Source organism: Archaeoglobus veneficus SNP6, assembly GCF_000194625.1.
Lineage (GTDB): Archaea > Halobacteriota > Archaeoglobi > Archaeoglobales > Archaeoglobaceae > Archaeoglobus_C > Archaeoglobus_C veneficus.
In genome coordinates this window covers 1,586,343-1,607,104 of sequence record NC_015320.1, presented here as the reverse complement: position 1 = coordinate 1,607,104, position 20,762 = coordinate 1,586,343, and the positions used below count along the sequence as shown (strand labels likewise).

Sequence of the window (20,762 nt, the reverse complement as noted above, 5' to 3'; positions counted from 1 at the left end):
TTTCGAATGCCTTGGGCTGATGCAAGAGAAGCCAGTAGTTTCAGTGGTTCTGCCGGCCTATAACGAGGCCATGAGGCTTGAAATGGCTGTAATGGAGATAATCAAGGCCCTTGAAAAGATTGGCTACGATTACGAGGTAATTATAGCGGAGGATGGCTCCACAGATGGTACTGCTGAAATCGCCGCAAAGCTTGCAGACGGTAACAGAATCAGGCACCTGCATTCAGATGAGCGGCTCGGAAAGGGTGGGGCCATTCTCAGGGCTTTTGAGGCTGCAAAGGGCAGCATTGTCGCCTTCGTTGACGTTGATCTCTCAACGGATCTGAAGCACCTGAAGGAACTCATAGATGCGATAGCCGTCGAAGGCTACGACATTGCGATAGGCTCAAGGCTCACAAAGGGTAGCAAAGCCGAGAGGCCTGTCAGAAGGAACGTTGCATCGAAGGTGTACAACTTCCTCGTTCGTTTCATGCTTGGTTCAAAGGTAAAAGACCACCAGTGTGGGTTCAAGGCGTTCAAGAAGGATTTAATCCTGGATCTCGGTAAGAAGGCAAAAGACAGGCACTGGTTCTGGGACACAGAGGTGCTCGTTCTCGCACAGCGGGAAGGGTTGAGAATAAAGGAGATCCCCGTCGAGTGGAAGCAGAGCAAAGATAGCAAGATTAGCCTTGCAAAGGACTCGGGCTACATGCTTGGTAAGCTCTTCCAGATGTGGGCGGAAGAAACAAGATCGAGCAGAAAGTTTCTTGTATTTTCAATTATCCTTGCCGTTTCAATTATTGCAGGCATCGCATCTTTTGTTGGACTTGAAAACGTCGTCAGCATACTTCTCTCAGCGAATCCCTACTACATCACCCTCGCTGCAGTTATCTACGCGCTGTCGTATGTGGTAAGGGGCGAGAGGTTCAGATACATAGTCTCACGGCTTGGATACACAGTCTCGCTCGTTTTCTCTACTGAAAGCGTAGCAATCAGCCAGACAATGAACGTTGTGACGCCTGTGAGAGTGGGGGACGTGGCGAGAGCCTACGTTTTCAGGCTGAGGGATGTACCCTTCACTACATCCATCTCAGGTCTTGCAGTTGAGAGAATCTTTGACCTTGCTGCGGTCGTGTTCATAGCTTTCGTGGCTATAGCCGTAACAGGCTTCTCAAATCCATCTCCGTTCTACGCTCTGGCAATGCTTTTCGTGATAGTGGCCCTACTTGCAGCATTCTCGAGAATGGAGAACATTCTGGGCAGAATTGCGAGGGATGCGAAGAGACTGATGGACATGAGGAATTCCGCAGTTATATTCGTCCAGTCTGCAATAATCTGGTTAATCGACGTCATCGTCTGCTACCTCGTGCTCATCGGACTTGGAGGGGCGCAGTTTGCAAATCCTGTATTTCTTCCGGCAGTGATGCTTGCAGTATCCATTGCAAACGTGTCGAAGGTTATACCCCTTACTCCGGGTGGAATAGGTACGTACGAAGCGGTCATGACCGGAATCTTCGCATCGAGCATGTCGGGCATGGACGCAAGCCTTGCGTTTGCAGTCTCACTGATTGACCACGGACTGAAGAACCTCATTACGCTAATTCTTGGCCTCGTAGCCGTTGCATCTCTTAATATAAGGCTCAGGGAGTTGAGGTGATTCGATGTATGCTGCGTGCATAGCTGCATACCTCGCCCTTTCAGTCCTGATAACACAGCCCTTCAGATATGCGCGCCTCAAATACTACCAGGCTCGCTTCATCTCCCTCGTTACTCTTTCATTCATCTCCTACATTCTCGCCCATTTCATGCCCTTTTCAACCGCTTTTTACGCCACTCTCGCACCACTCTGTGCTGCCGGCGTGCTTTGCCTCAGGAAGCCGTTTTTTGACAGAAAGGTTGAGAGTGTGTTTATAGCTGCATTTGCCTACTTCCTTTTCCTCCGCTTCCTGCTGCCAGACGTGATAGGGGCGGAGAAGCTCATGGATATGGCGTTCATGAACGCGGTGCTGAAAGCCGAGCGATTCCCCCCCTTCGACCCCTTTTTCGCTGGCGGTGTGATAGACTGCTACTACTACTTCGGCTACGTCATCGGAGCAGCGACAACACTGATGAGCTTTTCTCCACCCGAAGTGGGGTTTAACATAGCCATAGCAAGTGTAGCTGCCCATTCTTGCATGCTCGTTTATGGATTCCTGAGTTCGGTGTTGCGGAACGCTAGAGGTGGACTGAACGCAGGAGATAGGGTGAGGGTGGAAAGGACTGCTCTGTTCAGCGTTGTGTTTGTGCTGTTCTCAGGCAACCTGTATGCAGTTTACGAACTCGCCTCTGATATTGCCGCAATGAAGCTGCCTGGCTTTCTGTACTACTGGAATGCAACGAGGGTGATAGAAGGCACAATAAACGAGTTTCCCTACTTCAGCTTCATACATGCCGACTTCCACGCCCATGTAGTTGCGATACCGGTCAAGATTCTGATGATCTCCCTTCTTTACGAGTTCTACCGTGGAAAGAACGTCGAACCATGGATCGTTCTGCTGTCTGCGGTCATATACATCACGAACTCATGGGATTCACCAATAATGCTTCTGCTGATTGCTTGTGTTGCTGCCGTAAGAAGGAGGGAAGGAATCGTACTGTTTGCTGCGTGCTGCATCGTAACGTTCCTCGCATCAACTACCATCCACTCTGCCTCCGCAAAACCTCTGCTCGTGGAGGAGAGAAGTGACCTTGGAGAATTTCTCCTGTTCTTCTCAATTCAGCTCGCCTTCGCATACTACTACCTGAGGAGCGAATTCAGAGCCATGCTCATGGCTCTACCAGTAGCCCTCCTATCTTCGATCATTGTTCCTATCGCATTGCCCGTGATCCCTCTTCTTGCTGCGTCTCTCAGAAGGTCTATTAAGAGAAAGGAATTCTTCGCCTTCCTCATATTCGCAGCCTGTTTAATCATACTAATCCCCGAATTCGTGGCGATAGAGTCGAGACTGAACACAGTTTTCAAATTCTACCTTGCAGCGTGGCTCATGCTAACGTTGCCGGGAGCTATCGCCCTGTCAGACGTTTTCAGAAGTTTGAGTTTGGGGGGTTCAGGAGGTTTAAGGAGTATCCTGAGAGAAAAGAATGCGCTTGCAATCTTCATGCTCGTCCTCTTCGCCATGAGCCTCGCTTATCCTACCATCGCAACTCCAGTGAGACACTACAAGGCGGAAATGACCCTTGACGGCATGGCGTTCACAAGGGCTTACGGAGAGTACGAGGCAATCAAGTGGCTAAGAGAGAAGAGAGGTGTTATAGCGGAGGCTGCATCAAAGTGCTACACGTATGGCGGAAGATTTGCTGCATTTACGGGCAATCCAACGATAGTCGGCTGGGCGTGTCATGAGGTGCAATGGAGGGGCAATGGAGAAGAACTTGCGAAGAGGATGGCTGATTTGAGAGCGATATACACTACGCACGATGTCGGGACGCTGAAGAAGCTGCTGAAGAAGTACAACGTGAGTTATGTAGTTGTGGGGCATCAGGAAAGGAAAGAGTATGGAGCGAAGCCAGAACAGTTCGACGGGATTCTCAAGAAGGTGTATGAGGATAGAGGAGTCGTGATATTTGCCTTTGAGTAGCTCAGCCGTATAATTCTTTCCTCAACTCTCCTATCGTGGCAACCCTTTCAGCCATCACGTTATGCTGGTGGATGCTTTCCTCGTTTTCCTGTCTGAAGAAAACAACTATCTCATCGGGCGCATCTTTGAGCATTTCAACTGCCGTTTTGGCCATGATTCTCACGCTATCCTCGACGAATACAGGGTTGCTGTGTGCGCCCTCAACAACCGCAAGTTCATCCTCACGCTTCAGGAGCTCGTAGATGTCGTAGCTCATGCCAGCCTTTGCAATGTCTATTAGCTGCTCTATTGAAACCTTGAACCCATCGGTTATCTGTACCTTGACCGTAGCTTTCCCCCTCTGGTTGTGAGTCGCTACCGGCACCGCGGATAGAACCTTCTTCACATCCTCCTCACTGAAACCCTCTGCCAGAAGCTTTTCAGCAGCCTTTGCCTTGACAAGTTCCTGTGCACAGGGACATGCAGTTATACCGGAAACTTCCACGCCGATAAACACTTTTTTGTCCCCGGTTCTATCCTTACTCGCCTCGCAGAGCACATTTACGACTTCCTGAGTTTGATAATTGCTTACTGGGGTACGCTTTCGGAGAATGAGTTCCGAGACCATGTATACCTCTGCCTTATTTGCGTATTCGTGTCTTTCAAGGAGAGTTTCGACTATCTTGAGGTTCAATTCCTCGATCCATCTGACGGGCTTTGCTGTCAGACTTTCAATAACCTCATCTATCGCTTCGAAGCTCCTGCTGAGGTTTATTCCTTTTCTGGTGGGTTTGAGGTCAACAAAAACATCAAAGGTTGAGATAAGTATGGCAGGCCTGCCCTTTCCCTTTGTAACCATGACGAGCTTTTTTATCCCCCTTGCCCCCACCTTGCTGAGGTTCACGGGTATGTCTGGCTTGAGAGTCTGCACATCAGGAAGCATCAGCACAACTTCTCACAAGCGTATAAAATGTTATCTGCCATAGCTCGCAGTAACCACTGCGTACTGCAGGATGTGTCCTTTCATTGCGTTCTCGAGTTCTTCCTTCGTTGCTCCCGGATCGAGGTTCAGGAAGGTATCGAGGATGTAGACCTTAATTTTGTAGTTGTGAACACCCGACGGCGGACACGGCCCACCGTAACCTATTCTGCCAAAGTCGTTTTTACCCTGAACGGCGCTGATAGGCTCTTTAACGACAGGTTCGGGAGGAATACTCTCAGGTATCGAGGTAATGTTTGCCGGGATGTTCCAGATTACCCAGTGGGTGAATGTGCCAAGGGGTGCGTCGGGATCGTCCATTATTATGGCTATGCTCTTCGCTTCCTTGCTTACGCCCTCTATTGCTATGGGTGGGGACACATCCTCACCATTGCACGTGTATTTCTCGGGAAACGTTTTGAATGGCAGCTTAACCGTGAACTCTTTTTCAACTTTATCGCCTTCAGTTTCGACGACCTTCTCATTAACCGCTTTTTCCTCTTCTGCTGCACATCCTGCAAGTATCAGGGCTGCGAGCAGAACGAAGATAAGTCTTTTCATGAGAAAAAGTGGTTCTGCAAGGAAATAAGCTTTACCTCTTTGCCGGAGTGTGGATAATTGCGAGGGTTCTAACCACTGCAACCGAAACGAGCAAAACGGAGATAGACAGAAGCTTGAGCCAGTCGAGTTCCTGTGCATAGAGCATTATCAGAATCTCTCTGAGGACAAATATGGCTGCAAGCTCTGCCATGATATATAGACGAACTCTCCTGAACTCGAGATACTCTGTGAAGGCCCTTATTAGCTCGATCAGAACGAAGAAAGTCAGAACCTGTGTTATCATCGTGTCAAAGAGGTGCTTGTCGCCGGTGAGGATAGTCTCTGGAAGCTGCCTTAGAATCGTGTAGACGTTCCCTATGAGCAGAAAGAACATTACTACGGCCATTACGTAAACGACAGCCTCATACATGCTGTTCAGTATTCTGTACTTTTTGTCCTGCCTTTCCACAACAATATATCCACACGAGAGAATTTATAGATATCTCCAAGTAAAATCATTGCCTCACCTCTATCGTCGCAAAACACAAATTTTGTCGTAAATATTATTAACAATTCGCCATCTCTTGCTACACGAGGTGCAGAAATGAGAGTTTTTCCATTCGCTGCAATAGTAGGGCAGGAGAAAGCAAAGCTTGCTCTCCTGTGCAACGCTGTTAACCCAGCAATCGGCGGAGTTCTGCTCTCCGGAGACAAGGGAACGGGCAAGTCAACCCTCGTAAGAGCTCTGGCAGACGTTCTTCCCGAAATAGATGTTGTGAAAGGTTGTCCTTTCAACTGCAACCCTTATAACGAACTCGAGATGTGCGAAGCGTGCCTGCAGGATAAGAAAGGAGGTAGAATCGAAGTCGAAAGCAGGAAGATGCGAGTCGTTGATCTGCCATTAAGCGCCACCGTTGATAGACTTGTTGGAACGCTTGATATCCAGAAAGCCCTTAAGGAGGGAATCAGAGCTTTACAGCCCGGCTTGCTTGCAGAGGCGAACAGAAACATACTCTACATCGACGAAGTTAACCTTCTCGACGACTACATAGCCGACATTTTGCTTGACGCTGCTGCCATGGGCTGGAATGTCGTTGAGAGGGAAGGTGTATCGGTGAGGCACCCAGCACGCTTTATCCTTGTCGGCAGCATGAACCCTGAGGAGGGTGAGTTAAGGCCGCAGATACTCGACAGATTTGGCTTATATGTCAGCGTTGAAGGTTCAAGCAGTGTTGAAGAAAGAATTGAAATTGTAAAGAGGGTCGAGGAGTTCCAGACCGACCCGGAGAAGTTCTGCAGAAAGTACGAGGGAGAGCGGAGTAAAATCAGAGAGTCGATAATCAGGGCGAGAGAGATTCTTGGCGAGGTAGAGATGGATGACGACTTGCTGAAGCTCCTTTCCGAGACTATAGTCGAACAGGGCATAAGGACCCACAGGGCCGAGATAGTGACAGTAAGGACTGCGAAGGCAATAGCAGCACTCGATGGGAGGAAGAAGGTAAATCTGGAAGACTTAAAGAAGGCCATGGAGCTTGCCCTGCCACACCGTCTGAAGTCAAAACCCTTCGACACACCTCCTCCCCCAAAAATAGAGAAGGAGAAGCAGGATAATAAAAACAAGGTCAGGGACAAAGAGAACAAAAAAGAGAGCCAGGGCAAGCAGCACCCCCACGAACATAAGCAAAACAACAGCAACGCTGACGGCAACGCAAAAGGTAATGCAACAAGCAAGTATGATGCGGCAAGCGTTGACGTAGACCTCTCCAAGGGTGGTGTCAGCACAGCAAAGAGAGCTTCAAGAGGCTCGAGGGATGAAAGGGCCACAGTTATAGGTCACCCCCATGGTTACCCGATTTCGAGCGTTCCTGGAGTAGCCAGTGACGTTGACATCGTTGCGACAATAAGGACTGCTGCGATGAACGGAAGAAGGCAGATATGCGATGAGGACATCAGAGTTAGAGTTAGAAAGGTGAAACTGCCGAGGCTTACGGTTATCATGCTCGATGCGAGCGGAAGTATGGCAGCAATGCGGAGAATTAGGATTGCGAAAGGTGTTGCTGCGAAACTCATTGAAAACAGCTATGTGAAGAGAGATTCCCTCGCTTTAATTACCTTCAGGGGACACGCAGCGGAAGTGCTCGTGCCTCCAACGAGGAGGTACTCGGGCGTGATGGATGCGCTGCATAATGTTGTCATAGGAGGGAGAACACCCCTTTCCTCAGCCCTTCAGACACTCCTCGTCCTTGCGAGAAGCTTCAGGCTGAAGAACAGAGATTCCATCGTTAAGGGAGTTCTGATTACGGACGGAAAAGCGAACACGCCGCTGTACGGAAAATCAATTAAAGAGGAGCTCCAGATGCTCGCATCCGCCATAAAGAAGAGCGGAATTAAGCTTGAGATATACGACAGCAGGACAAGAGCAATCGATCCGGCCCCGTCGTACATTGACTTTCTCTCCCACGCCTTAGACGCTCCGGTTTACAGGGTTTAGAGTATGTGAGAAGCTATTTTCAGAAGAAGTCTCGTTAAGATACTGACGGGTCTGAATCTCAGCAAACATAGGAGTCTTATCAAAATTTTAACGTTCTCAAACCAGATGAACATGGCCAGTTCTACATTCTTACTGTGAATGTCCATCAATCTTCTGTCCACATCGTGGGGCACCTTCGTAATTACGTCGCCGTCAAGCTCCACTATGGTTTGAATCGTGTGTTTACCGCGTGTAGTCATCCTGAACGTTGTAATGCTGGAAAAAATGGAGACTACTGTTCTTCTATGCCGCAACGCTACACACAGCAACCTCAGCCACAGTTTTAATCTATGCTTCAGCCTGCGATACTTTTTCTTCAGCCTGTCAATTTCCTCAGAGTGCTCTTCTTCCGACCATCCATCTTCGTTTCCCGATATGAGTGCTATAACTTCTCCATATTCAGTCAGATTGAAGGATATCTCAACACTCCCCGCACGTACTTCATCGAGTTTGAGGAGCATAGGTATCCGTTCTCTACTTTAGAAACTCCATCAGTTGCGTGCATACACTCATAATTCCTTTCAGAAATTCTCTCCAGTTCTCGACAGCAATTTTCACGTTTTTCTCGTGAAGCTCCATTATCTCCTTCTCAACCGAGATCTTACCCTCATCGTCCACGGGAAGCATCAGTATGATATCCCCATCCAGTTCTATAATTGTCTTCGCAATCACGCGCTCCTCAGAAATTACCGTTTTTCTCCTTGCGATAAACTCCTTACCGTCAACATCTTCCATTTTTTCTACTTTCAAAACGCGCTCCTTTCCAGAAACTGTAACAACTTGCAGTGTGGTTATATCCTCCAGAGCGTCCTTAAGTCCGTCGTAGATTTTTCGTCCCAGCTCTTCCAAAATCGACTCTAAATCTTTGGAGGAAATTTTATTTTCTTCTACCATATATATTCACCAATTACTAATAGTTGCAGTATTACTATAAAAATTTGCCGGTCCTCATTTGAGTTAACGAATTTGAGGGATTTACGCCCGTACTTCGATTGTACTTTTGCAAGAGGAATTTTTGCAGACTATTTGCAGTAATTCCACAACCTTTAAGTATTTTTCAATATTTATTTTTATCAATGAGACAGAGATTCGTCCTCGACACCACGGCAATCACCGACAGCGGGCTGAGAGCCAAGGAAGGCTACGAGTCTCTCTGTGAATCGGCCCAGGAAATCCTCGACCTCATAGCGAGAGCAAGGCTCAAGCTCGATATAAGCTGCTACATCCCCTATCCAACGGTTTACGGTGAACTCGTGAGCTTCCTTCGCAGACATCAGTGCAGCGACGACGTTTACGTCAAGCTCGACACGTGGCTCGTCAAAAAGACTCCAAACCGCTATGAGGTCAAGATTCCGGCAGCAATATTTTACGAGTACGTCCTCACTATGAGGCAGAAGATCAATCGGGGCAGAAAGCTTGCAGAAGAGTTTATATGGGAAAGCTCGGCCATAGCCTCAAATCTTGAGGGTAAGGAAGAAATCCAGCAGGAGATAGGCAACCTGATAGGCAAATTTCGCGATAAGTACCGCGCAACGCTGAGGCAGGGGATTCTCGACAGTTCTCCTGACCTGGATGTCCTTCTGCTGGCCAAGGAGCTTGAGGCAGGGGTTGTTAGCAGTGATGCCGGAATAAGGAAGTGGAGCGAGCGCATGGGATTGAGATTTGTTGAAGCGTCGAAATTCCCGAGAATGCTCAAGGAATACCTCACACTTATTGAAGAGAGTCCACCAAAGAGGCACAGGGAGGAAGAAGAGGAGGAAGAGATAATTTAAATCATTTGTTTTACCTACAGAGTTCTCGTGTGCTCGAAATCTGAATTTAAGAAATTATTCAGACCCCTCAGGCTTACGAATAAGAAATAAAGTCTGCGAGAAGGAAAAGCTAAATTATTTGCAGGATTGCTATCGAAGATACGCAGGTGATTACATGGGTGAATTTACCCATATTGAGTCCGGAAGGGCCAGAATGGTTGATATCTCCGGGAAGGGAGATGTGGTAAGAATCGCAACAGCGGAGGGCTTCATAAGACTGAAAAAGGAGACTGTAAAGGCCATAGTCGAAGATAAGGTTGCAAAGGGCAACGTTCTCAACACGGCGAACATAGCGGCAGTCCTTGCCGTCAAGAAGACTCCTGAACTGATTCCGATGTGTCATCCAATACCCATAACCTCCGTTCAGGTATCTTTCGATGTAACGGATGAGGGAATTAAAGCAGAATGTACAGTGAAGTCCGTTGGCAAAACAGGAGTCGAAATGGAGGCTTTGACGGGAGTAAGCGTTGCACTGTTGACCATATGGGACATGGTCAAATCTCTCGAAAAGAATGAAGAAGGCCAGTACCCCACAACGGCCATTGAAAACATGAGGGTTGTGAAGAAGGTAAAAGAGAGCGGAAAATGATAGAAAATTCAAACACAGCCATGCTCCTCATAAAAACGCTGGTAGGAATGGAGTACATCGCCGCGTCCTACATACGTGAGAGACTGGACGCAGACATTGAAGTAAGACCCTCCGGGTTTCTCGGCCTCGTGATAGTTCACTCCGACGAAATCGAGAGGATATCCGATATCCCGGAAATAGAGACAATCATACCCATCTCTATCGAGTGTAAGGCCGACATTAACGAGATACTTAAACAGGCTCCAAAGATAGCAAAGCTAATCGGTAACGCAAAAACCTTTGCTATTAAAACGAAGAGAAGAGGTACTCACGACTTTACAAGCGCAGACGTAAATATCAGGCTGGGCGCAGAAGTGAAGAAGCTCACAGGATGCGACGTTGATTTGATCTCTCCGGAAAAAACCGTTTACGTAGAGATAATCGGAGATAGAGCTCTGATAGGAGTTACAGAGGGTCAGGTGGAGCATAAAAAGTACACTCCCGACAAGGTGGATTCGAGAAAACTCCTCAGTAAAATAAGCATAGTCCAGCTCCCGTACCTCGAAAAGGGTGCCTTTGAGCTTGGTGAAAGAATAGGGAGGGCTGTACAGGCCTTCGAGATTAAAGAACTGATAATTGCTCCTTTCGGCTACGCAAACGCCTATGAACTTGAGCAATTCATAAAGGGCGTCAGAAAGGGGCAGATTGCGAGATTTGAAGTGCAGAAAAGGGCCTACGATAGAGACGTCAGAAAAGTACCGGTTCTTCTGCAAGACCTCTACCAGACTGCGAGGGACAAGCGCAAGAAGAGGAACCTGCTGATAGTTACTGACCCGACCGGGAAGCAGATAAAAAATGTAAAGGACGAACTTGGCAGAAAAATGTTCTACGCTGATGAAATCGTGGTTTTCGTCGGAAGCAGGGTCGGAATTCCAAAGGGCGTTTTTAAGTTTGCAGATTACGTGATAGATTTAGCTCCATACATTACCTTCGCAACCGAACAGGCCATTCCTTCAGCTTTGGTGGCGCTCATAGCTGTATTCGAGGAAGCATTCGAAGATTCGGGTAAAAAGGAGGAAACCACTTAAAATTGGCATTTTTCACTTAGCCGTTTACAGGTGCGATGTGTCGCCCGAAGATTCACCACTAACGCGACCAGAAGCTGGGAAGACCCAGTGATTTGAGGCAATACGAGAGAGTTATGGAGATTAAGGGAACAAATATAGCTCTCAAAAACTTATAAAATAAGTAGAGTAATTTAAGACAGTGCAAAAATCAAAAACCAAGAATTTTCGGCACGTTCTCCTCGTATGGCGGGTAGATTACACCTTTCTCAGTAATCAGAGCAGTAACGTACTTGAGAGGAGTTGCATCAAAGGCGGGGTTGTAAACCTTAACATCCGAGGGGGCTATAAGGCTCTGTTTGCACTTTATATTGCAGTAGATCAGCTCCTCTCTGCTTCTTTCCTCTATCACGACATCCTTCGCTTCTCTACCCCAGTCGAAGGTAGTTGCTGGAGCTGCAACGTAAAAGGGTATGCCATGCTCCTTCGCAAGCACTGCAACTGTGTACGTTCCAATCTTGTTGAAAACAGCATCTCTCACGATTCTGTCTGCCCCGACTATGACGCAGTCAACCATGCCCTTCTGCATGACTATACCCGCCATCGAGTCTGTAATCAGCGTGACCTCGATGCCGTCCTTCATGAGCTCCCATGCTGTCAGCCTCGAGCCCTGGTTGAGAGGCCTCGTTTCGCAGGCTATGACCTTTATTTTCTTGCCCTCTTCGACGGCACTTCTTATTACACCAAGAGCAGTTCCCCAGTCAACAGTTGCGAGCCTTCCGGTGTTGCAGTAAGTCAGAACCGTAAATCCATCTTCAAGCAGCTTTGCGCCATGTTTGCCCATCTGCTTGTTCCTTTCCACGTCTTCGTCAGCTATCTTCTCCGCCTCACTCAAAGCGAGCTGCCTGACTTCCTCGACGCTGTTTCCATCCATAGCTGCTTTGAGAACCCTCTCTATGCCATAGAAGAGGTTTACGGCCGTTGGGCGGGTAGAAGCAAGGAACTCAGCAGCTCTTTTAACGTGCTCCTTCAGTTCATCAACGCTCGAGAAGTCCCTCTCGTGGGCTGCCAGAGCAACGCCGTATCCGCCCGCAGCTTCGAGGGCGGGAGCACCTCTAACTGCAAGCCTTTTTATCGCATCTGCAAGCTCCTCAACGCGCCTACACTCGATAATTTCAAACTTATCTGGCAGTAAAGTCTGGTCTATCAGCTTAACGCAACCATCCCAGAATATTGTCCTCATGGTTTTTCGTTGCAGGTGTTATTTTTTAGGCTTTTGGGATTTTTGCTGGAAGTGGACTTAGTCAATACTCTTCGATTTTGAGCCCTTTGATTCTCTTAAAATGCTCGTCTCTCGTGACAAGTATTAAATCATACACCACAGCGGTTGCAGCGATGACTACATCCGGGAAAGGCAGCATTTCACCTCTTTTTGCGAGAGATGCGTCAATTTCTGCAGCCTTCTTTGCTATCTCATATGTATATGAAATGATCTCAAATCTATTGAGAGCAGACTCGCCAACCCTCAGCTTTTCCTCGTTCCCAATGTAAAACAACCCCCTCAAAACTTCGTGAGCAGTCACAACAGAAATTGCCTTTGTCGATGGAGTGTTATCAACTTCCTTGGCTTTCTTTAAAGCCCTCCTGTCGTGTCTGAAGAGGTCGATAACAAAAGAGGTGTCGAAAATCCACATCAGAGCAACTCCTTAAGTCTTTTCAAGTCAGCTTCTTTCTGCCTCTCAATCAACTCTCTGATCTTTTCAGCTTCATTATCTTCGAGTATTTTGGGAATGTCGCTTATATTCTGCCTTCTCAGGAGTCTTCTGATTACGTCGCTGAAAGATTCGTCTTTCATTTTTGCCTTAGAGAGCATTTCGTAAACGTCATCTGACACTGCTATCGTTTTTGCCATAGTTGTGTATTGATATGTATATGTTATAAAGCTTGCCATTCCGTTGACCAATGAGAAGACGAAAAGCAGACTCGCCAAAACATCGAAAAGCCTATTTAGCCCGCTGCCAAACGCAAGACGATGTTTAGGGTTATTCCAGCAGTCGACTTAAAGGATGGCAAATGTGTCCAGCTCCAGCAGGGGAAAGAGGATGCAGTTCTTGTCTCCCTCGAAAACCCCGTCGAAGTTGCAGAGATGTGGGTTAAGAAGGGGGCGAGAGTTCTCCACGTCATCGACCTGAGTGGAGCTTTCGGTGGAAGGCTGAGACACGAAGACATCATTCTCGAAATTAGAAGGCGAGTTAAAGCCGAAATTCAGGTTGGTGGTGGTATAAGAGATACCAGCGTCATCAAAGGGTTGATCTCCGCAGGAATAGACAGAGTAATCATCGGAACAATGGCTGTAGAAAAGATTGAAGAGGTAAAGACTCTCGCATCTAAATACCCCGGTAGAATAATGGTGGCCATAGATTCAAGGAAAGATAAAGTGGTTGTACGGGGCTGGAAGGAGGAGACAGCTTTCACACCTGTGGAACTCGCGAGGCTTTACGAGGACTGCGACGTATCGCTGCTCTACACGAACGTGGACGTTGAAGGTTTGATGAGAGGAGCTGCAATAGAGAAAGTACGAGAAGTTGTGGAGGGCACGTCTCTGCCTGTTTATGTTGCGGGAGGCATAACGACAAGAAAAGACGTTGAGAAGATAAAGAAAGTCGGAGCTGCTGGCGTCGTGATAGGCTCGGCCCTTTACACAGGCAAAGTCAGTCTTGAAGAGTTGCTCGAACTTGAAGAGGATTGAACAGCTAAGCAGTTTGATGGAAAAGTTATTATTATTTTAAATGGAAGTGCATATCATGCGAAAGGCGAGGGCAGAGAGGAAAACGAAAGAAGTCGAAGTCAGTGTTTCAATAGATCTCGATGGCGGTGATTACGAAGTTGGCACGGGCATCCCCTTCTTCAACCACATGCTCGAGACCTTTGCCAAGCACGCTGGTATCGGGCTGAAGCTTAAGGCGAGAGGAGATATCGAAGTCGATGAACACCACACCATAGAGGATGTCGCCATAGCGCTCGGAGAGGCGATAAAAACTGCGCTGGGAGATAAAAAGGGCATCGCGAGGTTTGGTGATGCAATACTCCCGATGGATGATGCAGTAGCAATGTGCGGCGTTGACGTGAGTGGAAGGGGGTACTTCAACTTCGAAGGTAGCGTTGGAGACGTTAAAGGCATGAAAGCTGAGAACTTCGTCCACTTCTTCGACACCTTGTGCAGAAACGCTGGAATAAACGTCTACCTGCAGCTCAAGGGGATGAATGCGCACCACACGATGGAGGCTGCTTTCAAGGCATTTGCCAAAGCTTTCAGTGAAGCCATTGAGATAAGAGGAGAAGACGTAAGGAGCACGAAGGGTGTTCTTTAAACTGTCAAGCTGTATAGCCGCGTACAGCACAGATCAGGCTAAGGAAACCTTTGTATAATTCATAAATAGGTGTCCTAATAACACCCCCTAACGACATTGAAGTAGAACATGAACATCCTGCAAAACCTGTTCCAGCATTCTAAAGCTCTTTTCCACCTTAGACTTCCAAACTTCTTCTCTCTCCTCCTGAAATTAACTGTTATGGAGCAGAAGAAAATCTCCGCTCTCTGCTTGAAAGAAGAAAACACGGATTCAACCAAACTCCTCTCTCCAAATGCTTCGTGTCTGAATCTGACGCCTAAACGCTGTAAGGCATCTCTGTACCAAGGCCCCTTATCCAAAATCAGCTCTTCAACCTCGCACATCCTCAGAACTTCTCTAAGGAAGGAATAAGCTGCTAAAGCATTTCTCGCAGGATATACTTTGAGATGCACAATCTTGTTTCTCTCTACATCCAAAGCGGCGAAAAGGTAGCATTTCTTCCCGTTGTATTTCAAAATCGTTTCATCAACAGCAATTCGAGCTATTACAAGCTCCTTGACTTTCTCTTTCTCGTTGAATTCGAGAACATCCTTGAACTTCTCGATCCAGTAGTGGACGGTCGATTTGCCAACGTTAAAGAGCAAAGCGATTCTTCTAACGCTGGAAGAAACTATGTACATCGCTATTGCAATAAGCTTGATCTCCAGCGATACTTTATTCCTCTCGAAGATTTTGAAGCTCTCTAGGATCTTAATGAGGTCGTTATCTGCTATATTCGCTATTACCATAAAATGTGATAGATTGATGTTCAATTATTTATATAGTTTGTGAACAGGTCAGATCGTAAAACTAAAGACAATATTCCTTGCCATCCTTTTTATGGGAAAGAGAAACAGGATCGTGTGTCCTAACTGCGGCAGTAAGGTCAAGATCTCCAAGCTAAAGCCGGTTTTTAAAGAAGAGTACGTAAATCCGGATGGCAGCCTGAAGATCTCAGAAGATGAGGCGCTTCGTGGAGGCTGGCTTAGTAAAGTTCTGAAAGGAGTTGCCTGCCCGAAATGCGGCGAGATAATCGGCAAGCCAGAAGGTTAATTTATTCGGACACTTCCATTCATAATACAGTAAAATATAACAATTCTGAGATAGCATATACGGGCCACTGGAACGTGATAGCCAAGGATAACAAAAAATGTAACTATTTCGCCAAAATCGAAAAAGTTATTTTTTACCTCTTCAAATTTTCTACAATGTTTCATGACAAAGTTCGAATAGTACATGTACTTTTAGCAATATTCGTAATACTGTCTTCTGTTGCCATTGTCTCGGCTGACGTGTCCATACCCGGTCGAGAGAGCGAGTACATGCGGGGCAAACTACTTGTGGGCCTACTAATACTCCTCATCTTTTTCGCAATTACCGTTTGTATCGAACTTGTTACCACCTTCGCCTATCTGGTGGTCAGAAAGGTAACTCCGAAAAAGAAAATCCTGCTGGCTGTTTTGCTTGCGAATGCAGTATCATACCCACTGTTCATTATTGCTCTGGAGATTTCACTAAACATCATGAAAGATTACATGAGCTGGGGACTGGCCAGCCGACTTTCGCTTTTCCCGTCTGAAGCTTTTGTCATACTGCTCGAGAGTGCAATAATAAACAAAAGTACAGAGATGAGCTTAAGAGAGAGTGTGCTTCTCAGCTTGCTTATCAACTTGGTGAGCATGGCTTTCCCCGCCTACTTGTTCTTTAAATAGTAGCAATTCTACAACCTTAATCAGGTGATCACACTAAAAAGTAAAGGGTGGAAGCCATCCAGCTATCCAACTATCGTCCACCAGCCCCACCGCCTCCAAATCCACCACTGGAGACAAATCCACCTCCCGTACTTTTGCCAGTTGCCGCTGCGTATGCCGATGAGACCGACCTGTTTACAGAGTGGAACGACATGTAAACCCAAGGCGCCACGTAGACTTCGGGAATTTCGACCTTTAGCGCCTCCATCGCCTTTACAACCTTCTCACCCACGCCAAGGGCAGTTCCATAAATGAGCCAGTCCTTCCATATGACTATGTCTTCGGGTGCGTACTTCTTTATCATCACCATGTCCGACAGGAACTTCCGAAAAGCATCCCACTCGAGCTTCTCCTTGTAGTAATCACCCTTCCATCTGCCAAAGAGTGCTGTTGGGGTAAGAAGTGCAGCAAGGGACTGCAGCATGATCGCCACAGAGTACACGCCCATTTCCCTGAGCACTGGATATGTACCAGAATATAGCATTCCCGCAATGACAACGACAAGCATCAGCACGAGGCTCGCAACGAAGAGAACGGCAAGCCTGCTTCTGGCAGACTCCACGAACTCCCTCGCATATTCTGGAAAGGCCTCACGCATGATAAAATCGACCCTCTCCTTGAGCCTCGTAATCTCATCTCTCTTGTTACTCATTGACCTGACGAGGTCTTTGAACTCTCCGGTGTAGAATGTGACACCATCTCTCGACCAGTCGTGCAGGAATTGCAGGACAGCCCTCTCGTAAGGGTCTTCCGCGTCCTCTGGCTTTTTTAGCAGTTCGATTTTCACTTCCTTTTTATTCGCTCCATCCATGTACGGCTCTATTTTTATGAAACCTCTTATCTGCAGATCGAGGAGCGTTGCGTAAAATCCGTCCTCGTCGAAGTCTAAAGCATCACCCTTGAATACGAGGTTAACATGCCAGGGCTTTCTGTTCTTGTTCGGCACGTAGCTCAGATGTTCCGGAACTGTGAACTCCTTCTCCTTCCCGTATCTGATATAAAGAGTGCCGAGTACAGCCGGAAATCCAAATATTATCGCAAGTAGAATGTATTTCAGCCCTAAGAGTGCTGAATATACATTTGAGTATGTACTGTTCGCCGACAGCGTTTTTTCCTCAACGTTGCTGACTTCTTTTACGAATCCCACCATACCGGGCTTGAGCAGAATCTCCACCTCAATCAGTCCGTCTCTAGGACTTTTACCTGTAATTACCCATCCACTGTCGCTTTTCGAGACACTGAAGTCCGGTGGATGTGGAAAAACCCTTAAAATTTGATTATAAGGGTCATTTAGAACTATTTCGACTCTCTTGTAGGGCACGTGCTCATCGGCAAGCTTGAGGTTGAGGTGGCAGATTTCTTCATCACACTCCAGTGGCGGATTGATGAAGTAGCTGTAAGTCACTGTATACTTTCCAGCAGTGAACATTTCCGGTTTATAGCAGCCAACCTCGTTTAGATACGCCTTTCTGGATATCCAGGACTTGGCATACGCCGGACTCTGTCCGCTGAGAATCCAGACTTTCCCCGCGAAATCCTTGACGTAGGATATCGTCCCAAAAGAGCATTCAACATCAAGAACCTTCACGTAGGGCGTGTTCAGGCCCGATGCTGCAGGAGGAAGGAGAGGTACCTTCCACACTCTATACAGCATCGTGTACTTCCCGGAGCTGCCGATGTCGTAGACATAAGTCTCCTTAAGAGAGCCATTGGGAGAGAGCGTAACAATGTACCTTTCGACCGTCAGGTCGCCAGAATAGTTGACAAGCTCCGCCACGAAAAACCCTGCAGCTCCAAACAGAATCACAATCAAAAAAAGAATGACAAGCTGCCTTGTCTCACTCATACCTGCCACCTGAGTTCAGGTCGCTTGCTTATCTCCTCCTCGAACTGCAGGTAGTCCATTTTCATGAACCCGAGCATAGATGCAACTATGCTCGACGGTACGACGTCGGTCATTGTATTGAACTCCTGAACGATGTTGTTGTACGTGTACCTGTGCCTTGCAATTTCGTCCTCCACATCTCTAACAGCATCCATGAGCTGCTTTACTGTTTCAGACGTCTTTAAATCCGGATAGTTTTCAACAGAAACAAGGATGTTGCCCAAGATCCGTCTAGATTATGCTTCAATGTTCTGAATTTCCCTTGCGTCCGCTTTTAGCACACTTGTTCTCATCTGCGTGATCTTTTCAAGGGTCTCCCTCTCGAACTTCGCATAGCTCTGCACCGCTTCAACAAGCTGGGCAATCATGTCAAGTCTCTTTTTAAGTGCCACCCTTATCTGGCCGAGTGTTGCCTCAGCCCCATTTTTCAGGCTCTGAAATCTATTGTATATAGACACGAAATACACCAGCAGCAGCACAACGACCACTACGGGTATTGCAATCAGTAGTACAGACGTTAGTTCCATGAAAATTTGGCGCTTAATGCTGCGATATAAATTTAACTATTGGTATTCACATTCATCCTAATAACTAAAGAATGCAAGATACGATCAAAAATGCTTTATCTTTTAACAAGATAGCTTGCCACGTGGCACTGATGATTGCAGGAACGTCCAGCAGTGCAGGAAAGTCCGTCCTCGTCGCAGCACTTTGCAGAATTCTGAGCAAGAGAGGTTACGCCGTTGCTCCCTTCAAAGCGCAGAATATGAGCCTGAACTCCTATGTCACGAAGGAGGGCAAGGAGATTGCAATAGCTCAGGCTTTTCAGGCGAGGGCTGCTGGCATAGAACCAAACGAACTGATGAACCCTGTTTTGCTGAAACCTAAGGGAAACTTCGTCTCGCAACTGATTCTGCTCGGCGAAGCGGTAAAAGACGTTTCAAGTTTTGAGTACTACAGAGAAGTGCCGAAGATAATGAAGGTGGTCGAGGAGGCCTATACAGAGCTCAGCAGGAACTACGATGTGATTGTAATCGAGGGGGCGGGTGGTATTGCGGAAATAAACCTGTACGATAGAGATGTAGCCAACATAGGCATTGCCCGCATTGCAAAACCAGCAATCTACATAGTAGGAGACATAGATAGAGGAGGTGTCTTTGCATCCCTATACGGAACATATAAGCTTCTCCCTTCCGATGTCGCTGGGCTCGTGAGGGGATTTATCATAAACAGGCTGCGAGGAAGCGAAAAGCTTCTCGAAAGCGGAGTAAGGCAGCTTGAAGAGCTTACGGGTGTTCCCGTTCTCGGAGTCATACCCCACCTGAACTCGGCTATGCCGTCAGAGGATTCCCTATGCATGGATGAGTGGAGTGGAAATGGCGAAACGAGTGAAATAGGGATTTTGAAGTTGCCGAGGATATCAAACTTCACAGACCTCGAGCCTCTGCGAGAACTCTGCAAGTTTATCGACCTCAAAGACGACATCGACTGCGAGATTGTCATAGTTCCTGGAAGCAAGGACACCATGGCAGACCTCAGAGCGTTGAAGGAGGCGGGAATGCACGAAAAACTGAGGCGTTTTGCGAAAGATAGGCCCGTGATAGGAATATGCGGCGGTTATCAGATGCTTGGCAGGGAGCTCGTGGACTTTGGCGTTGAGCATGGCTATGTGAAGGCAAAGGGGATTGGTCTGCTTGATGCCGTAACGGAATTCAGAGAGTTCAGGAAGATGTGCAGGCAAGTCGAAAGAAAAGTCAATGGAAACGCTGTGATCCTCGAAAAGATAAAGGGAGAATCCGTTTGGGGGTACGAAATCCACAAGGGTGTAACAAAAGCATCCAATCCTGTTTTCGATGACGAAGGCTGCGCGAGCGAGGATGGAATGGTATGGGGAACATACATGCACGGCCTTTTCTGGAACGACTGTATTGTGAAGGCGGTTTGCAAGCATTTAGGTGTCGAAATTCCCTCAAGGACTGACGGGATCGAAGAACTTGCAAAGGTTGTGGAGGAGAAACTCGACATCGACGCTATTTTGGGTTGGGTTTAGATGTTACTGAACAAGTCTCTTTCTCAGCACTTTAATCGTGTTCTCAATTGTAGTATCATTAAGAACTCCCTAATACTTCGCTAATTCTTTCTTATCCAGCTTGTACTATCGATTGAGCTTTTTTCCGTAAACCTGAATACAGCAGTATAGTGCCAATTATTACAAAGACAATGCCCAGAATCAGGTGTTCAGGGTGAAAAGGTACTCCTTTCACACCCTCTTCAGGGTGAGTTCTCTGTATGAACAAGTATATCTCCATAACCCCTCCAGCATAGCTCAGCACAGCAGAGGAGAGAAGCAATATAATCTTTACCTTTTCATGGGGGTGAAGGACGCTCCTTCCCTTCTCCGTCAGCTCGTAGTAAACCCACTTGCTGTCCTCGTTTCTCTTCTCAACAAAGCCCGACTCAACAAGAATGGCGAGATTCTCATGCACCGTTGATTTAGGAAGATTTAACTCATCACTTAATTTTCTAAGTGTTTTACATCCAGAATCAAGTTTTTTGAGGATCTCAACTCTTATATCCGAGGACAATGCTTTGAAATCTCGTTTGTCAAGTACTATTTTTCCGTCCTTGTTGTCCTCATACATTCCTTCTTTTTCACGCATGGAGTTC

The 20,762-nt window shown here is 47.1% G+C and carries 22 protein-coding genes and 1 pseudogene; 11 read left to right on the top strand and 12 right to left on the bottom strand.

Translation table 11 applies throughout. From position 1 onward, the window contains the following. Positions 1-19 precede the first annotated feature (19 nt). Both ARCVE_RS11140 and ARCVE_RS08950 read left to right on the top strand, forming a co-directional pair. A complete protein-coding gene (locus ARCVE_RS11140) occupies positions 20-1,636 on the top strand; it encodes a flippase-like domain-containing protein (protein ID WP_013684452.1) in 1,617 nt (538 codons plus the stop codon). A 4-nt stretch (positions 1,637-1,640) separates the two neighbouring features. Further along, positions 1,641-3,596 (top strand): DUF2298 domain-containing protein, encoded by a 1,956-nt coding sequence (locus ARCVE_RS08950; protein WP_013684451.1) that lies wholly within the window; start codon positions 1,641-1,643, stop codon positions 3,594-3,596. A gap of 1 nt (position 3,597) precedes the next feature. Here ARCVE_RS08950 and mptA read toward each other — a convergent pair whose 3' ends face one another. From mptA to ARCVE_RS08935, 3 genes are read right to left on the bottom strand one after another with little or no spacing between them, the layout of a single operon-like run. Further along, complete coding sequence (mptA, locus tag ARCVE_RS08945) at positions 3,598-4,518, bottom strand: GTP cyclohydrolase MptA (protein ID WP_013684450.1); 921 nt, start codon at positions 4,516-4,518, stop codon at positions 3,598-3,600. A 30-nt stretch (positions 4,519-4,548) separates the two neighbouring features. Then, a complete protein-coding gene (locus ARCVE_RS08940; protein WP_013684449.1) occupies positions 4,549-5,115 on the bottom strand; it encodes a YbhB/YbcL family Raf kinase inhibitor-like protein in 567 nt (188 codons plus the stop codon). 31 nt (positions 5,116-5,146) lie between these two features. Beyond that, positions 5,147-5,563: a phosphate-starvation-inducible PsiE family protein gene (locus ARCVE_RS08935; protein ID WP_013684448.1), complete on the bottom strand. Its 417-nt coding sequence runs from the start codon at positions 5,561-5,563 to the stop codon at positions 5,147-5,149. A gap of 135 nt (positions 5,564-5,698) precedes the next feature. On the opposite strand from ARCVE_RS08935, the gene ARCVE_RS08930 reads away from it, so the two are divergent. Then, positions 5,699-7,585 carry a VWA domain-containing protein gene (locus ARCVE_RS08930; protein WP_013684447.1) on the top strand — a complete coding sequence of 629 codons (1,887 nt, stop codon included), beginning with the start codon at positions 5,699-5,701 and terminating at the stop codon, positions 7,583-7,585. On the opposite strand, the gene ARCVE_RS08925 is transcribed toward ARCVE_RS08930, so the two are convergent. Then, on the bottom strand, positions 7,582-8,085 hold the full coding sequence (locus tag ARCVE_RS08925) for a hypothetical protein (RefSeq protein WP_013684446.1): 504 nt from the start codon (positions 8,083-8,085) through the stop codon (positions 7,582-7,584). The two genes, ARCVE_RS08930 and ARCVE_RS08925, sit on opposite strands and share 4 nt — an antisense overlap. 13 nt (positions 8,086-8,098) lie before the next feature. Continuing rightward, a complete protein-coding gene (locus tag ARCVE_RS08920; protein ID WP_156786048.1) occupies positions 8,099-8,473 on the bottom strand; it encodes a hypothetical protein in 375 nt (124 codons plus the stop codon). A 227-nt stretch (positions 8,474-8,700) separates the two neighbouring features. Between ARCVE_RS08920 and ARCVE_RS08915 the strand changes: the two genes are divergently transcribed. From ARCVE_RS08915 to ARCVE_RS08905, 3 genes are all read left to right on the top strand, one after another. Beyond that, positions 8,701-9,396, top strand: a complete 696-nt coding sequence (locus ARCVE_RS08915; RefSeq protein WP_013684444.1) for an RNA ligase partner protein — start codon at positions 8,701-8,703, stop codon at positions 9,394-9,396. A 154-nt stretch (positions 9,397-9,550) separates the two neighbouring features. Further along, the gene (gene moaC, locus ARCVE_RS08910) at positions 9,551-10,024 is read left to right on the top strand and encodes a cyclic pyranopterin monophosphate synthase MoaC (protein ID WP_013684443.1); all 474 of its coding nucleotides are present in this window, start codon (positions 9,551-9,553) and stop codon (positions 10,022-10,024) included. A gap of 20 nt (positions 10,025-10,044) precedes the next feature. Next, positions 10,045-11,091 (top strand): SPOUT family RNA methylase, encoded by a 1,047-nt coding sequence (locus ARCVE_RS08905; RefSeq protein ID WP_048086272.1) that lies wholly within the window; start codon positions 10,045-10,047, stop codon positions 11,089-11,091. Positions 11,092-11,278: 187 nt separating this feature from the next. Here ARCVE_RS08905 and ARCVE_RS08900 read toward each other — a convergent pair whose 3' ends face one another. From ARCVE_RS08900 to ARCVE_RS08890, 3 genes are all read right to left on the bottom strand, one after another. Beyond that, positions 11,279-12,310 (bottom strand): S-methyl-5-thioribose-1-phosphate isomerase, encoded by a 1,032-nt coding sequence (locus ARCVE_RS08900; protein WP_013684441.1) that lies wholly within the window; start codon positions 12,308-12,310, stop codon positions 11,279-11,281. A gap of 61 nt (positions 12,311-12,371) precedes the next feature. Next, entirely contained in the window at positions 12,372-12,761 is a 390-nt protein-coding gene (locus tag ARCVE_RS08895; protein WP_013684440.1) for a PIN domain-containing protein, read from the bottom strand. Then, positions 12,761-12,979 carry an antitoxin VapB family protein gene (locus tag ARCVE_RS08890; protein ID WP_013684439.1) on the bottom strand — a complete coding sequence of 73 codons (219 nt, stop codon included), beginning with the start codon at positions 12,977-12,979 and terminating at the stop codon, positions 12,761-12,763. Before ARCVE_RS08890 ends, ARCVE_RS08895 begins: the two co-directional genes overlap by 1 nt. 120 nt (positions 12,980-13,099) lie before the next feature. Between ARCVE_RS08890 and hisA the strand changes: the two genes are divergently transcribed. Beyond that, on the top strand, positions 13,100-13,816 hold the full coding sequence (gene hisA / locus ARCVE_RS08885; protein ID WP_013684438.1) for a 1-(5-phosphoribosyl)-5-[(5-phosphoribosylamino)methylideneamino]imidazole-4-carboxamide isomerase: 717 nt from the start codon (positions 13,100-13,102) through the stop codon (positions 13,814-13,816). Positions 13,817-13,868: 52 nt separating this feature from the next. Continuing rightward, positions 13,869-14,438 (top strand): imidazoleglycerol-phosphate dehydratase HisB, encoded by a 570-nt coding sequence (hisB, locus tag ARCVE_RS08880; protein ID WP_048086271.1) that lies wholly within the window; start codon positions 13,869-13,871, stop codon positions 14,436-14,438. 74 nt (positions 14,439-14,512) lie between these two features. Here the strand turns inward: hisB and ARCVE_RS08875 are convergent, their stop codons facing one another. Then, positions 14,513-15,208, bottom strand: coding sequence for a DDE-type integrase/transposase/recombinase (locus ARCVE_RS08875; RefSeq protein WP_013684436.1), 696 nt, complete (start codon positions 15,206-15,208; stop codon positions 14,513-14,515). A gap of 91 nt (positions 15,209-15,299) precedes the next feature. On the opposite strand from ARCVE_RS08875, the gene ARCVE_RS08870 reads away from it, so the two are divergent. Next, the gene (locus tag ARCVE_RS08870; protein ID WP_013684435.1) at positions 15,300-15,512 is read left to right on the top strand and encodes a hypothetical protein; all 213 of its coding nucleotides are present in this window, start codon (positions 15,300-15,302) and stop codon (positions 15,510-15,512) included. A gap of 74 nt (positions 15,513-15,586) precedes the next feature. After that, positions 15,587-16,171, top strand: a complete 585-nt coding sequence (locus ARCVE_RS08865; RefSeq protein ID WP_048085945.1) for a hypothetical protein — start codon at positions 15,587-15,589, stop codon at positions 16,169-16,171. A gap of 70 nt (positions 16,172-16,241) precedes the next feature. Here the strand turns inward: ARCVE_RS08865 and ARCVE_RS08860 are convergent, their stop codons facing one another. Further along, entirely contained in the window at positions 16,242-18,056 is a 1,815-nt protein-coding gene (locus ARCVE_RS08860) for a DUF2207 family protein (RefSeq protein WP_013684433.1), read from the bottom strand. Next, positions 18,053-18,622: pseudogene (locus ARCVE_RS11640) on the bottom strand (LemA family protein). The gene ARCVE_RS08860 and the pseudogene ARCVE_RS11640 overlap by 4 nt, the downstream one beginning before the upstream one ends. A gap of 131 nt (positions 18,623-18,753) precedes the next feature. On the opposite strand from ARCVE_RS11640, the gene cobQ reads away from it, so the two are divergent. Next, a complete protein-coding gene (gene cobQ, locus ARCVE_RS08850) occupies positions 18,754-20,145 on the top strand; it encodes a cobyric acid synthase CobQ (RefSeq protein ID WP_156786133.1) in 1,392 nt (463 codons plus the stop codon). A 91-nt stretch (positions 20,146-20,236) separates the two neighbouring features. Here the strand turns inward: cobQ and ARCVE_RS08845 are convergent, their stop codons facing one another. Next, positions 20,237-20,755, bottom strand: a complete 519-nt coding sequence (locus tag ARCVE_RS08845; RefSeq protein ID WP_013684431.1) for a winged helix-turn-helix domain-containing protein — start codon at positions 20,753-20,755, stop codon at positions 20,237-20,239. Between the last annotated feature and the right edge of the window lie 7 nt (positions 20,756-20,762).